General features: G+C 33.4%; 9 protein-coding genes and 1 tRNA gene. 4 read left to right on the forward strand and 6 right to left on the reverse strand.

Translation table 11 applies throughout. The features are described 5' to 3' along the window. Positions 1-206: 206 nt before the first annotated feature. The 3 genes from Q4Q34_RS00245 to Q4Q34_RS00255 are packed head-to-tail and all read right to left on the reverse strand — an operon-like array spanning position 207 to position 6,796. Complete coding sequence (locus Q4Q34_RS00245) at positions 207-1,877, reverse strand: hypothetical protein (protein ID WP_303319066.1); 1,671 nt, start codon at positions 1,875-1,877, stop codon at positions 207-209. An 8-nt stretch (positions 1,878-1,885) separates the two neighbouring features. Beyond that, the gene (locus Q4Q34_RS00250) at positions 1,886-3,667 is read right to left on the reverse strand and encodes a RagB/SusD family nutrient uptake outer membrane protein (RefSeq protein WP_303319065.1); all 1,782 of its coding nucleotides are present in this window, start codon (positions 3,665-3,667) and stop codon (positions 1,886-1,888) included. Between the two features lie 6 nt (positions 3,668-3,673). Further along, complete coding sequence (locus tag Q4Q34_RS00255; protein ID WP_303319064.1) at positions 3,674-6,796, reverse strand: SusC/RagA family TonB-linked outer membrane protein; 3,123 nt, start codon at positions 6,794-6,796, stop codon at positions 3,674-3,676. A gap of 202 nt (positions 6,797-6,998) precedes the next feature. Here Q4Q34_RS00255 and Q4Q34_RS00260 point away from each other — a divergent pair, with 202 nt between their 5' ends. Beyond that, on the forward strand, positions 6,999-8,237 hold the full coding sequence (locus Q4Q34_RS00260; RefSeq protein ID WP_303319063.1) for a hypothetical protein: 1,239 nt from the start codon (positions 6,999-7,001) through the stop codon (positions 8,235-8,237). 17 nt (positions 8,238-8,254) lie between these two features. On the opposite strand, the gene Q4Q34_RS00265 is transcribed toward Q4Q34_RS00260, so the two are convergent. Continuing rightward, positions 8,255-10,900, reverse strand: a complete 2,646-nt coding sequence (locus Q4Q34_RS00265; protein WP_303319062.1) for a glycoside hydrolase family 2 protein — start codon at positions 10,898-10,900, stop codon at positions 8,255-8,257. A 164-nt stretch (positions 10,901-11,064) separates the two neighbouring features. Here Q4Q34_RS00265 and Q4Q34_RS00270 point away from each other — a divergent pair. Further along, positions 11,065-11,149: transfer RNA gene (locus Q4Q34_RS00270), tRNA-Leu, on the forward strand. 308 nt (positions 11,150-11,457) lie between these two features. Here Q4Q34_RS00270 and Q4Q34_RS00275 read toward each other — a convergent pair. Together Q4Q34_RS00275 and Q4Q34_RS00280 are read right to left on the reverse strand one after the other, a co-directional pair. Next, positions 11,458-12,234: a DUF6503 family protein gene (locus Q4Q34_RS00275; protein ID WP_303319061.1), complete on the reverse strand. Its 777-nt coding sequence runs from the start codon at positions 12,232-12,234 to the stop codon at positions 11,458-11,460. A gap of 143 nt (positions 12,235-12,377) precedes the next feature. Continuing rightward, on the reverse strand, positions 12,378-12,974 hold the full coding sequence (locus Q4Q34_RS00280; protein ID WP_303319060.1) for a TetR/AcrR family transcriptional regulator: 597 nt from the start codon (positions 12,972-12,974) through the stop codon (positions 12,378-12,380). A gap of 402 nt (positions 12,975-13,376) precedes the next feature. Between Q4Q34_RS00280 and Q4Q34_RS00285 the strand changes: the two genes are divergently transcribed. Then, entirely contained in the window at positions 13,377-13,778 is a 402-nt protein-coding gene (locus Q4Q34_RS00285; RefSeq protein ID WP_303319059.1) for a PaaI family thioesterase, read from the forward strand. An 84-nt stretch (positions 13,779-13,862) separates the two neighbouring features. Beyond that, the gene (locus Q4Q34_RS00290) at positions 13,863-14,693 is read left to right on the forward strand and encodes a sigma-70 family RNA polymerase sigma factor (protein WP_303319058.1); all 831 of its coding nucleotides are present in this window, start codon (positions 13,863-13,865) and stop codon (positions 14,691-14,693) included. Positions 14,694-14,870: the final 177 nt, after the last annotated feature.

Consider the following 14,870-nt stretch of genomic DNA (forward strand, 5'->3'; position numbering starts at 1 on the left):
CTAAAAAATTCCTGTTTTCAGCTCTGTTTTTGTCTTTTTTTCCTTCCGTAGCTCTGCTATGCAACTCAAAAAAGTCTAAATGAGTTCTTAATAATATTTTCTACATCTTTAATAACCTGTAACACAATCAATCTTGAAAAGGCTGCCGAACAAACACGGCAGCCCAAAACTAATTAACTAACTCAAACACCATAACTAATAACTGTCTATGGTCTTTCTTCTAATAATATTAAGGATAAATCATCCCAATACATAATTTGTTCTCCTGTTACACCAGAATTATCTCCAGATGTTACTGATAGATTAATCTGTTGGCCACTAGGAATATTGCTACCTGCGGTAACTACTCTATTTATTTCAACCCATTCGCCTCTAGGCAAAGTCTCTAAGTCCCATGAAAATACACCAAAAGGTGATCTTGATGTACTAAAACCTTTCATCGTATTTCCTACTTCTAAATAAACTTGATAGGACATTAAATAACTCCCCGCTGGTATACCATTAGGGCTTGATAAACTATAACCTTGTAAAGTGATATTTCTATCAATTCCATTTGGGTTAGAATATCTTAAAGAAGCTACCCCTGATGCAAAATTTTCAGTATTTCTAAAAAAATACCTGTTAGGATCATTAGGCGCACCCGCCCAGTACCCATCTAGACCAGCTTTTCTTGTAATGTTACCTGTCGTAGCTGCTGTTTCAAACCCCCATTTAGGGTTGGTTAAAATATTAGCTCCTAAATTTATCTGTACATCAAAGGGTCCAAAATCTTGTAAAACTCTGGTATCAACAGATTCAATTACATTTCCCGCATAGGCTACTGTTATTTCGTCTGTATTATAAACAGGTTGAGAAAGTACTAAATCTATTTTCGTAGCATCTGAAGGATTAATTGTTGCACTCAATACCGGTATCTCTTGATCAAAACCAGCAGCTGTATTAACAACACGTACGGTAAAACTATCTTCTGCTCCAACAAATGGCTCTATCTCTCCAGTAACCCCTATTGTAATGGAATCATCGTTGTTTTGTATTATCCCACCTGCTTCATTATAAATAAAGGGTTGCGAAGAAGGGATTACCTCTATAACCAAAGGTATTAATTTTTTAACCCTTTCTTCTGGAAATTCATCCCCTTCTCTTATAGATGTCATATTACCTGCATTAAAACTACCAAGTGAAAAATAGCCAACAACATTTATCGAATCATTTGAGGACACAGGTTTCCCTTTGGTGTTAGTCCATGATCTTCCTGTTGGCCTATCTTCACTTGTCAAATCAATATAGGTTAGAGCATCTCCAGCTTCTACTTGTATAACTGGCCATGTATCTTTATCTTCAATTGAAATTTCTTCATCTCCAGAGATATTAACAATTTCGTTGTCATCTTTATCTAGGACTTTAAAAGCTGGTTTTAAAGGTCCAAACACATCAACAGTCCACACATTTTCTATAACCCAAACACCATTTTCTTGAAATGCAGGAATAGGAACAGCTCCTTGATAAGTTACAGAGTCTTTAAAGGTATTTCTGAGTTTTACTTCATTAATCCCTGTATTTAAAAATAACACATGTGCATCTGTATTTGTTGAGACCGTTCCTAACTTATCATTTACAAAAAGTGGTAGTGAATCATTCTCTCCAAATCCTGGATATAAATACTTATTTCCTTCCTCTATAATAAATTCATGCGACAATGCACCTTGTGATAAATCTCTAAAGCTCACAGATTTTCCTTGATTGACTACATAGGCATCACCAGGACGAATATTAGAAACCCATGTAGCATCCTGAAATGGCTCTGGCAAGGTTTCATCTTCACACCCAAAAACAAAAACAAGGGCGATTACTAATATTAAATATCTTAAATTTTTCATCTTATTTTCTAATTAATGTTTGGATTTCTCATAACTTCATTTAGTGGTATGGGCAGATAATCGTGAATAGTTGGATTGTAATTATTAGCGGCTTCATCATACTCATAATCTATAGTATTCAAACGAATATTTAAGTTAGCACCTGCCGGATCTGGACTTATCGATGAGTTTTGTCTGTTTCTAGTAGTACCATCCACTCTTTCAACGGTTGCCGACTTAGCGTAATAGGTTTCATTTGATAATTTATTAAAGTTATCTCCTATTATACCCCATCTTCTTAGATCATTCCAACGTATTTGATGTCCTTCCATCGACATCTCTAAAGGTTTCTCTATAAACATTAAACGCTCCATAAGACTGTCTTCATCATAGCTTTCTAAATCAAAAAGTGATCCAGCCCATTTAGGATTTATAGGTCCTAACAAACGAAGTGCCCATCTGTGTCTTACTGCATTTATATGCTCTAACGCTCCAGCAACATCTCCTGTTTTTATTAAACACTCTGCTTGCATTAGGTAAACATCTGCCAATCTATTTACTACTATATTTTTCCCTGAAGCTCTTGACCCTCTAGGATCTCCTCCTTCGCCAGTGCCTATATCATGATTTGTGTATTTTTTATATCTACCAAAACCCCAGCCATTATTTCCTAAAATGACTTTATTCCCAGTTAAATCTCCATAATAAGGAGAATGTGTATCATCAACAATAGCAATCATAGATGATGTCCTTAATGATACAGGACGAAGCGTTAAACCAGATGGAGAATCTGGATCTTCATAAAAATTTCTTTCATCTGAAGGATCCATTTGGTCTGTTTTATAAGCATTGATTAACCATGCAGGTAAGTTAGGTCCTTCATTATTAGTCGTTTTAAGCGCTAATTGATTTGTTAATACATTATCCTGCCATACACCTATATCTGTTCTGTAATCTCTAGTATAATTTAGTTCAAATATAGATTCAGCATTAAACTCTCCTGCTGTTGTAAATAATAGACTGGTATCTTCAACTAATTCATAACCGTAATCTGCTGTTACGTTATTTATAACATCATTGAAGTAAACCATTGCTGTTGTATAATCTTCCTTATAAAGGTAACTAGTACCTAGAATAGTGGCCGCTGCTCCTTTTGTAACACGTCCTAAATTCTGATTAGGGTTTTGATATCTAGCTGGTAAGTTTTCATAAGCATATTCTAAATCTGATCTAAAGAATGCAACAACTTCTTCTGCTGGAGACAATGGAAGATTAAAATCCTCATCCTCAACAGGAACACGATCTCTTATAATAATACTCCCGTTGTTATAAGCTGTGTGCAAATAAAAATGCATTAGACCTCTAAAAAATCTAGCTTGTCCCATCTGTCTTGTCCACTCTTCAAGGGCTTCTTCTCCTAATGTAGATTCTAAACGTTCAAGGGCTTCAATAACTTGATTTGCTCTAAAAGCAACCGTATAACATGCATCCCATTTATTTTGAACTAAACCACTACTGTTAGTATAGGTTTTCTCGTATAATATTTTAAGACCATCTCTATTTGTTACTGGTCTTCCAAAACCTGGCCATCCTTCATCAGACCTTAAAGATTCATCAAGAATAGATAGTACGTCTTCGTGTAACATACTGTTGTATGTTGCTGCTAAGCCCGTTTCTGTATCTTTTAAATTCTGCCAAAATACGCTTACTGAAAGTTGATTTGGATTTGTCTCAGTCAAGCTATCGTCATCACATGCTACTAAGCACATAATGAAAACTAATAATAATTGTTTAATATGTGAATTTTTCATGCTTTCTTAAAAATTTAAATTTAAACCTAGTAAATACTGTGAAGTGATAGGATAATTTCCTTTGTCTAAACCTCTAGCGCCAATACCACCTCCTACTTCTGGGTCATAACCAGTATATTCGGTAAATGTTAATGGGTTTTGTGCTGAAACGTAAAGCCTCAATCTAGTTAAGCCTATACGCTCAGTAAGTTTTTTTGAAAGACTATACCCCAAAGTTACTTGTCTTAAACGTAAATAATCCCCTTTTTCTAACCACAAGTCTGTATAACCTCTGTAATTAGGGTGGTTTTTAGAAATACCTCTAAATGTTGGTATATTTGAATTTGAATTGACTTCAGACCATTGGTAAACTAAATCTTCATGTCTACCAAATGCAAATGCAGAAGCTTTAGATCCGTTCATAATTTCATGTCCTAATGCCGCATACCAGTTCATAGACAAATCAAATCCTTTATAGTCAATATTCAAGTTATACCCTATTTCATATTCAGGTAAACCACTTCCTTTATATACCCTATCGGCCTCACTTATTCTACCGTCGTTATTGTTATCCTCGTATATTAAATCCCCCAATTTTGCTTGTTCTCCTAAAGCGTTATAAGCATCTAGTTCTTCTTGCGTATTTATCACGCCATTAGTAGTATATAAAAAGAAAGCTCCAGCCTCATAACCTTCTGCTAAGGCTGTAATGGTTGAAAAACCACCATCTTGACTTACTAGCCCATTATCGTTAGTAAGTATAAACCCGCTATCGCCTTCTATCTTAGTGATTTTGTTTTTATTGGTTGAAAATATACCATTCATTCTAAACCTTAAACCACCTATTTTCCCTCTATATCCAGCACTAACTTCTATACCTTTATTAGTCATATTACCAATATTCAAAGTTCTTGTAGCTCTACCACTTCCTCCAGCTGAACTTGGAGTTACTATTGGGAATAACATGTCTCTATTGGTTTTATCATAATATTCTGCAGTAAGGGTCAGTTTATTTTTGAAAAAGCCTAAATCTATACCTAGATTTGTTTGAATTGATGTTTCCCATTTTACATTACTATTTGCAAAACCTGTTTGAATAGCACCATTAACCAACTCATCTGAGCTTCCGGTGTTTATATTATTTGTTCCAAAAACATAGTCTATATTTGGTGTAATTGTAGCATCATAAGCATAATCGCTAAAGCTTTCATTTCCAACTTCTCCATAAGTTGCTCTAAACTTCGCACTACTTATCGTATTATTTATTGATTTCCAAAATGGTTCATCAGAAATATTCCAAGCTAAAGCGATTGAAGGAAATAGGTTTGATCTATTTTCTATACCGAATCTAGACGAAGCATCCCTTCTAACACTAGAACTTAGTAAATATTTCCCCTTATATCCATACTGCACACGTCCAATAACCCCTTGTATTCTATGGCGGAAATCAGGACCTGATCCTACATTAGGATTTTCGCTGGTACCATTAAGCACCCTTATTGAGTTATTTAAAACATTTGCTCTGGATGCAGAAAATCTTTCGGTATGATAATCTTCAAAGGTCATACCACCTGTAAATGTAAAATCGTGAGTTTTATCAATGTTCAAATTGTATGTAGCATAAAGATCTAAACTATAATTTTTTCGCTTTAGCGCATCATTTCTCACACTACTACTTGATGCTGGACTCAAATCCCTTCCATCTGGACTAAAGAATTGACGAAACGGATTAAATCGGTGTTCAAATTGATTGGTAGTAGAAAATCCAAACCTAGTAGTTAACCGTAGACCTTTTATTAGATCATAATTCAAACTTAAATTTGTCTGTGTTCTAACATCTTCTCGGTGTCTTTCGTTTTCAAAACTTTCTAACACCCAATTTACCCTGTTTGAATCATCACCAAGTGGCGTGATAATGTCTTCATCTGGACCAACTCCTAATAAATCTTGTCTATTGGGTTGATATCTAATAATTTGTCCCACTAGTACACCCGGAGTAAATTCTCTTTCTTCTGAAATAACAGAAACATTAGCTCTTACTTCAAGTTTTTTGTGTTTATAAGTGGTGTTAGCTCTAATATTAAACCTGTCAAAACTAGAATTGACTAAAGTTCCTTTATTACTAAATAAACCTGTTGTAACACTATAAGTTATATCATCTGTTCCTCCAGAAATATTCACAGAGTAATTTTGTGCTGGTTGATCATCAAGAACTATGTAATCAAACAAATCGGTATCATTCTGAAGCTTATTTGGTGATAAACCAATAATATCAATTTCATCATCAGGACGAACATTGGTTTGACTAGTCCTAGCGCCTGATAGCTCAAAATAAGTTTGTTGATTTGCATTCATTAAACGTGTCGTTTCACCGTTAAGTCTTTTAATACCGTAAGTAGCATTAGCTCTAACTGATAAGGAACCTGCTTTACCTTGCTTAGTTGTTATTAAAATAACTCCAGCAGCACCACGTGTACCATAAATTGCTGTGGATGCAGCATCTTTTAAAACATCTATAGACTCAATTTCATTAGGACTAATTCCAGGATCTCTTTCTTGTATTAATCCATCAACAACATAAAGCGGGGAATTACTCCCAGAAATTGTAGTGATACCTCTAATTAGAATTTCAGCTTGAGCTCCCGGTTGCCCTGAGCTAGAAATCACATTTACCCCAGCCAATTGCCCTTGCAATGCTGTACCTAAATCTGAAGTCACAATTTGCTCAATATCCTCTGCCTTAACACTCGATACTGCGCCTGTAACTTCTTTCTTCTTTACTTGCCCGTAACCAATTACAATAACTTCATCTAAATCTTCCAAAGAAGAAGACATTGAAACATTCATTTGATTGCCAACTACCTCTACATCCTTATCTTTCATGCCTAAATAGCTGAAACTCAAAATATCGCCTATCTTGGCGTTAATGGAAAAATTACCATCAAAATCTGATACGGCTCCTGTACTAGAACCTTTTACTATAACCGCTACACCTGGAATAGGCAACCCATCCTCTGCATTGGTTACAGTACCATTAATTGTTCTTGTTTGTGATTGTGCATTGACACAAAAACTTACGGAGAAAATAAAAGTAAATAGCCACAATTTAGCTAAAGACTTTACCCTCTTTTGTCTTTTGTTTAATCTCATTTAAGTATTAGTTTATTTAGTTATTATTATAAAGGTTCTTTTAAATAATTTTGAATTACTCAAAAACCCTTTAAGTATTTTTAGTTTCTTCCAACCTTATTTTATTAAAATAAAACGAATGATTGTGAGTAGTCAACATTCAATTTGAGGTGGTCAATTTCAAATGGAAGAAATTAAAAACATGTTTTAAAATTAGCTAATAATGGACATTAATGTTATATTTAACGGCTGTTTAACGGTATTTGTAACCGTTAATTTTTTAGCAAATTCTCATAAAAACCAAAACCAAATGCTTTCTAAAGAAAAAAAGCTACAGATTTGTGATAACATCACAAATAGTGACGTTTTTAAAAAAGCGCCTAAGAGTTCTGCCCTACTTAAATACCTCGTTAAATCCACTTTGGAAGGAAACTATTTAAAAGAAGACATTATAGATCTTGAATTTTTTGGAGAAAAAGATAATTTAAACAATTCAAGCCCTAGAATAAGGGTTAACATTTATAATCTCCGGAAAAAAATAGATAACTATTACGAAACCGAAGGTGCAAATGCCAGTTGGAGACTTTGTATTGATAAAGGACAGTATAGTGTAAGTTTTGAGAAACAAGATTTACGAAAAACGACGTTTAGAAATGTTAAATTAACACAAATACTACCTTATATTTTATTAATACTTGTGTCTCTTTTTTATATCATTTCAAACTCTAAATCTGAACCTCCAAAATTATGGGGCTCCTACTTTAAAAATGACAAAAAAAAGTCAATACTTGTTGTAGCCGATTTCTTTGGCATGCAAGGTAAAACTGTAACAGGTGGACATGGTTGGGTTAGGGATTACAATATTAATTCTTCAGAAGAATACTACGAATTAATTGAAGATAAACCTGAATTAAAAGAAACTATTCAACCGGCTCATTACTATTTTACAACAAGCATGGGAGCAGAAGCCACGCATTACATTTCAAAACTATTTTATAATCATAACTCTGATTTTGATGTACGATATACTTCTAATACTTCTGTAGTAGATTTGAAAAAATGGAACCTAATTTTTGTTGGGCCATTTCTAAACAAAGATAAGTTTATATCACTTTTTAATGACTTCAATCCTTATTTTAAGTTAGAAGGAGAAAAACTAATATTGGAGAGGCATCCAAAACTAAAGGACACCATATTTACTACATATTTTAAAGGTGAAGACAGAGATTTTTCAATAGTTTCCAGATTTAAAGGTCCTAATCAAAATGAATGTTTTTTATTCTTTTCAAATCATGATATAGGTGTAAAAGCGACTGTTGAACACTTTACAAATAAAGATTCTCTAGATGTTTTCAACAAAAAATATATGAATGAAAAAGAAAACTTTACGGCTCTTTATGAGGTTAATGGAAAAGAAAGAACAAATCTTGGTCTAAAAAATATAATGGTAGTGCCTTATTAAACCAAGACTATTTTTATCTAATCCTCTTCCTTTTTAGGGTTACTTCTTAATTCCATAAAAGCCTGGTTTTCTCCAACCAACTCTAATCTTAATGCTCTTACTTCTCTTTGTAACGCCTTCACGTCTGTAGGTAAATCATCACTATAGTCTTTTCGCTCCTGAATCATTACCATATCCTTATTAACCATTTTAGAATACTTCATATAATTCTCATCATAATACAGCGGTATTCTTATTGGTTTTGATTCAAAAGTTATTTCGTCCGATTCTAAGCCATTCACATAGGCTTTTACTTTTATAGTTCCTGGTTGAGTTGATGCTCTAATTAATGCCGTAGCAATTCCAAAAGATGATTTAGCTGGGTTACCAAAGTTTTTAATTCCCCCAATAACCTGAGCGGGTCCCTCAACCTCAAAGTAAACATACTCTTCGGCCAATACTTTCTTTATACCTCTCTGATCAACTATAGTTGCTCTGATAGGCACAAAATCAGAACCATCTGCTATTAAATCTAAGCCTTCGTCATCTATACTTAATTTTAGTTTTTCTGAACGTTGGGCATATACCTTTACTTCTTCTATGACCTCTTTGTTATTAACAAAACCTTTAGCTATCATTTTTGCAGGTAAACTTCTTTCTTCTTTAGTTCTATGTTTTAGCTGTTTCAAATTAAAAACATCTTTAAAAACAAAGGGTGGGTGAGGTAAACCACTATATATAGAATCTTTAGAAGGTTTCATAGTACCATAATCCTTACCCATCCATGTTAACTGTATTTCATCACAATTACTGTAAATAATGATGTCCTTAGAAGATAACTGGGTTAATTCATTAACGATATAAAGCATTGGACCTGTGCTAATTCCTTCAAGTTTATAGTTTGGATCATACTGGCTTTGATACAAATAATAGGTATAACGCGGCAACCTGGCAACGTTTAAATGTCCTCCCCAAAAAGGGTCTGGATGATACCCTCTTTGATGATCTATACCAGCCCACATAGCTCCTCCAATACGTATCTTATCAGTCTTAAATCTTGCTGACAGTTCTTTAGCTTGCCGCAATGATTGATCTATCATGGCTTTTTCTCCCCACTCTCTCTTCACCCTTACTACTGAGTTTTGGGAGTACCAATCATCCACTTCATAACCATCTCCAAACTCGCGGTTAAAAGAGTTTACTTTTTTATCATGACCATGATAGTATACATCTAACCCACCTTTTTTAGCTTCTTCGTAATCTGTAACCGTAAACATGCCAGGGAATGGATATTCGGAATGCGCCACTTTATGCATATTATTCATAACATGCCCAGGCTGTGAGGGTGTTTCATTTAGCGCTGTTTCCCAAAGCAAGATTGATGGTCTGTTTCTATCTTTTCTTACTAAATTACGGGAGTCTTCATATAGTCGGTCTTCAAATATTTTTTCTTTGAAATTAAAAAAATGCCATCCAGGATTAGCACTGGTGGTGATCATACCTAGTTCATCACAAGCATCATAAAATGCATCGTCTTGAGGATAATGGCCTACTCTTATAATGCCACTGCCACCTTCCCTGAGCAGTTTAACATCCCTATAATGCGACGAATTTGGTAAGGCATTCCCAACATATACATAATCTTGGTGACGGTTAACTCCAATTAATTTTTTCCCAATATATTTCTTATTAACAAATAAGCCTTCTGGTCCTTTCATTTCATACAAACGAATACCTATCCTGGTTCGCATTTGGTCAACGACTTTTCCATTTACCAAGATATCTGTTCTTAGATAATGTAAGTAAGGATTATCAGGGTACCATAAACGTACATCATTTACTGTAAATCGCTTTTTTAATTGCTTACTTCTATTGGGCTGTAATTTAATGTGCTGTTCTACTGTTTTAAGAACCTTCTTATTCGCATCTTCTAAGCTAGATTTTACAGTAATAAGTTGCAATCTATTCGTTTCGTTAACTACTTCTGTTCTTACTTCTAATTTTGCTATATTTTCATCTACATCCAAAGTCCCCACAAAAACACCACCTCCAGCAACTGTATTACTTAACTCTGGCAATGTTACATGTATATTATTTGTTTTTATTAAAAAAACATCTCTGTAAATACCACCAAAATAGCTAAAGTCTAACCCTGATTGATTTTTACCTGGGGGATACAATTTACTATCACTGTTATCCGCCATTACAGCAACAATATTCTTCTCGTCTTCATTTAAAAAATCTGTAGCATCAATTGCAAAAGGCAGGTAACCTCCATAATGTTCAGCTACCTGCTTGCCATTAATCCACACTCTTGCTTCTCCCATGACAGCTTCAAAGTACAAGAATACTTTACCTTTTAAGTCTTCTTCTGCTACAGCAAATTCTTTCCTGTACCAAGCTTTTCCTTGATAATTTCTACCGCCACTAGCATTTTCAGGCAATATCTCTAATCCATGTGGCAGATTTACTCCTATCCAATTTGAATCGTCAAAATCTTTAGTTCCAGCAGCTTCTACATCTCCTTTATAAAAACGCCAACCTGGATTAAAGTTAAAAACCTTTCTATTACTATTCTCCACTTCAAAAAAGCCAGCTGTAGAAAATGATTTCTGACAGTGAGCTTCATTTGAACCTAAGAACAGTATCATAAAAATTAATTGAACTAATACAGGTTGCCTCATTTTATACACTATTTTGATTTTTCGAATCTCAAATATGAATTAAACTCTTGTAAAAAACAACTTTCAAGCACTCTATACCGTATTTGTAACTGATAAGTAACGGTTAAAAAACGGAAATTTCCTTATGTTACACATAAAACTTCTGTATATTTACGCGCTGAAAAGCGCACGTGGCGGAATTGGTAGACGCGCTGGCTTGAGGGGCCAGTATCCGTTTAGGATGTGGAAGTTCGAATCTTCTCGTGCGCACAATAATATTTATACCAAACTCATTTCTTGTACATTAAATTCAATAATGCTGTTTTCTGTTTCTTTAACAAATAATTGAACATACAAACTTGCTAAATGGTTTTCCCAATTTAGTTTCTTCTAAAAAGTCTTCTTTTACGGTTACCTATACTATGATTGTGAGGGGCATATTATTTAGATTGTAAATTGATGACCTCCAGTAACCAATAATGCGTTTATTTTAGTCTTTATTATATCGTTTCTTAGATTTAAAAGCCCTTAACTTTTTAAAGGTTTTGTTAAGGGCATTACCAAAAGTTGCAATTAATCTATTTCCCTGGTTTTTCAAACATTGTCTTATCGACATGCACACCAAAGGTTATGTTCTTCCAATTTGTTATATAATACTTTTTACCAATTACATTTCCTTCCCAATCTGATTCTATATACTTTCTTTTGGTTGGAATTTTAATCCCATCTACAGTTTCGTAATCGAATGTCATTAAAAACGGATCTGTAATTCCAAAGCCAACAACTGTGAAGAGAAATTGCTCTATTAACTTCGTTTTTTTGTTAACATAGATGATGTAGGTATCTTGTCCATCTCCTACATGATCTCCAAAGGTGATCTTAATACGTTTATAGTCTTTGCCATTTACCTTTTGGTCTGCTAATAGTTCTTGATTTACGCCTTCATCAAGTAACTTGTAAAACATGGCGAACCAATAGTAGTTTGTTTTTCTTAAAAAACGTGCGACTCCGTTGGCTTGTTCATCATTGGATACTTTCCCATCAAATGTTACCCAAGCATCGGTTCCGTTATAACCTTCTACAACTTTACCATTTGCTCCTGTAAGGGTATGTGTTGAGTAAGTTGCGTAAGAGCGCTCTCCATCAAACAAATACGTTTCTTTTCCAACTAATGTTATAGCATTTTCTCCTTTTGGAGCTCTATATTCATAATCATAAGTTACACTTCCTTTATTGTAAAAGTTTTGTGATCCTCCTATAGCTTCTATAGATTGTGCTATAATTTCTTTTGCTGTTTGGGCTGTTGCAATTGTTGATGCTATAACTACTGCTAATGTGAATATTACTTTTTTCATTTTTCTAGGTTTTAATTATTGTTAAGTTTTATGAGTTAGATATTATTTTTAATCTAATGCGTTTATTTCCATTTGTTACTACTTATGGCTATACATTACAAATAATAGACCGTCCGTTTATTTTTATTATAAAAAAATAAGTTTTAACTAATTACTTTTGCCTTTTTCTTTATGAATGTCATATTTATGTTTAAAAACTGATCTAATGGTGAGCTACTTCTTTCTACTTTCATTCTGCCTAATGCCCCATTAAAACCATCAAACAAATAATTCGCCAAATGCAGTGCTTCAATAGTATCTATGATCTCTCCTTTTTCTTGTCCTTTTTCTATAAAAGATGCCAAACCCTTACTCCATCTGTCATAAACGCCAGAAATGGCATTTGATACTGGGTCTATAGTACCTGCAACTTCCGTACTCAGGTTTCCTAATAAACAACCTACTTTAAAATCTTTTTCAGTATACCATATTATATATATCTTGAAATGATTCTTAATACGCTCGTAATGTGATAAAGATTCATCCGAAAGGTTTTTTTCAAAATCCTTACCTATTACTTCTTCAAAACGAGCAATCGCTTTAATAACAAAATCTTCTTTACTTTCAAATAAATGATAAAAAGATCCTTTAGGCATTTCACATGCTTTAAGAATATCTCTAATCCCAGTATTGTGATAACCATTAAGACGAAATAATTCTATTCCTTTTTCTAAAATGTTATTTATATCGTGTTTTGCCATTATTAGACCGATCGTTTACAATGCAAATATATAATAATAGACCAGTCGTTTCAAAACAATGAATGTTAAAATTTTATTAATGGATTTATGTTGTGTACAATCCAACCAATGGATATCATTTTTTATCGCCATCCCTAGGTAAAAAATTATTGAAGTTTAATCTATAATTATAATAAAATGTCAATTTTTTTTCCGTTAAGAAGCAACCTAATTTTTACTTATAAAAACAAACATTTTAGGAAAAAGCAAACACTTTATTATCTTCTCCTTTTTGTATATTCGTTTTCGAGGTGAAACCTTATTTTAAAAGATGTTTTAATAATACCCATATAAATGGATTTTAAACCAAAATTTATTAATTTCAGAAAGAAAGTCGAAGCGAGTTTTCAAAGACAAAAGTTTATGGAATTAATCCAAGCTAAATTAGTTGACGTGAAACCTGGCTATTGCGAAATTCAAATACCTTATGATTCTAATTTAACACAGCAACATGGGTTTTTCCATGCTGGCATTATAAGTACTATAGCTGATAATGCTGCTGGTTATGCTGGTTTTTCTTTAATGGAAGAAGATTCATCCGTTTTAACTGTCGAATTTAAATTAAACCTTATGTCTCCAGGTGATGGTGATCTATTAATTGCTAAAGCAAATGTTTTAAAACATGGACGTACATTAACAATTTGTAGATCTGAAGTTTTTATTAGAAAAAACGGCATAGAAAAAATTTGTGCAGCTTCACAAACGACTTTAATTGAGCTGAAGAACAAGCCAGATAAAAAACAAACCGTTGCCAATAAACAATAAGTCTTTTGGAACTTAATTTATTTAAAATGTCACGTTTTTATCACACTATTTGTCATCCTAGAATAGAACATTAAAAATTTAACATTGAAAAATTACCAGAACATATTATTCCCTTATGCTTATAATATTTTGGGCTCTGTTGAAGATGCTAAGGATGCCATACAGGATGTTTTAACCAAACATCTTTCAATTGACAAAGACCATATAGAAAATGATATTGGTTACTTAATAAAATCGGTTATAAATCAATCTATCAATATAAAAAAGAGACATAGTAAAATAGTTAGTAACAGGTTATGGCTACCTGAGCCTTTATCTACCGAAACGGCTGACAATAATATTGACAGGGAAGAAATCATATCATATTCCTTACTTGTTCTTTTAGAAAAATTAACAGCAAGAGAACGTGCCGTTTTTATCTTAAAAGAAGCTTTTGATTATTCGCATAAAGACATCTCAAAAAACATTAACATTACCATTGAAAACTCTCGAAAATTATTGAGTAGGGGAAAAACTAAGTTAGCTAATTACCAAACAACAACCCTTAGTCATTCTGCTCCCTTACCTTCTTACATGGAAAGTTACATTAAAACAATTAAAAATGGGGATGTGAAACGTTTGGAGAAAATGCTTTCTGAAGACATTTCATTACATGCAGATGGTGGAGAGCACATTAAAGTTGTAAGAGAGTTAACAATTGGAAAATCTGCCTCTTTAAAGCTATTATTTTATGTATATAAAACTTATCTGGAATTATTATCGATCAAGATCACACAAATTAATCATCAACCAGCTTTATTATTTTATAACGAAGATTCTTTAATTAATTGTCAGGTGTTTGATTTCGAAAACAATAAAATAAAAAGCATATTTTCTATCGTCGACCCCAATAAAATAAAGAATTTCAGTTTTTGACACAAAGGTTGAAAACCGAAATTCTTTATTTAGATTCCCGTTCCTGTCTGCCGACAGGCAGGTCCACGGGAATGACAACTTCAACGGAAACCCCGAGGTTTTGCCTCGGGGAATTCTTTTCGATTAAAACAACTTTTTTAATAGACCTGTCACGTTTTCCTTATCTGTTTTGTCATT

Source organism: Flavivirga abyssicola, assembly GCF_030540775.2.
Lineage (GTDB): Bacteria > Bacteroidota > Bacteroidia > Flavobacteriales > Flavobacteriaceae > Flavivirga > Flavivirga abyssicola.

Coding starts and splice junctions, on each gene's coding strand:
- Q4Q34_RS00245 (WP_303319066.1), bottom strand. CDS start 1,877: ATGAAAAATTTAAGATATTTAATATTAGTAATCGCCCTTGTTTTTGTT.
- Q4Q34_RS00250 (WP_303319065.1), bottom strand. CDS start 3,667: ATGAAAAATTCACATATTAAACAATTATTATTAGTTTTCATTATGTGC.
- Q4Q34_RS00255 (WP_303319064.1), bottom strand. CDS start 6,796: ATGAGATTAAACAAAAGACAAAAGAGGGTAAAGTCTTTAGCTAAATTG.
- Q4Q34_RS00265 (WP_303319062.1), bottom strand. CDS start 10,900: ATGAGGCAACCTGTATTAGTTCAATTAATTTTTATGATACTGTTCTTA.
- Q4Q34_RS00260 (WP_303319063.1), top strand. CDS start 6,999: ATGGACATTAATGTTATATTTAACGGCTGTTTAACGGTATTTGTAACC.
- Q4Q34_RS00280 (WP_303319060.1), bottom strand. CDS start 12,974: ATGGCAAAACACGATATAAATAACATTTTAGAAAAAGGAATAGAATTA.
- Q4Q34_RS00275 (WP_303319061.1), bottom strand. CDS start 12,234: ATGAAAAAAGTAATATTCACATTAGCAGTAGTTATAGCATCAACAATT.
- Q4Q34_RS00285 (WP_303319059.1), top strand. CDS start 13,377: ATGGAATTAATCCAAGCTAAATTAGTTGACGTGAAACCTGGCTATTGC.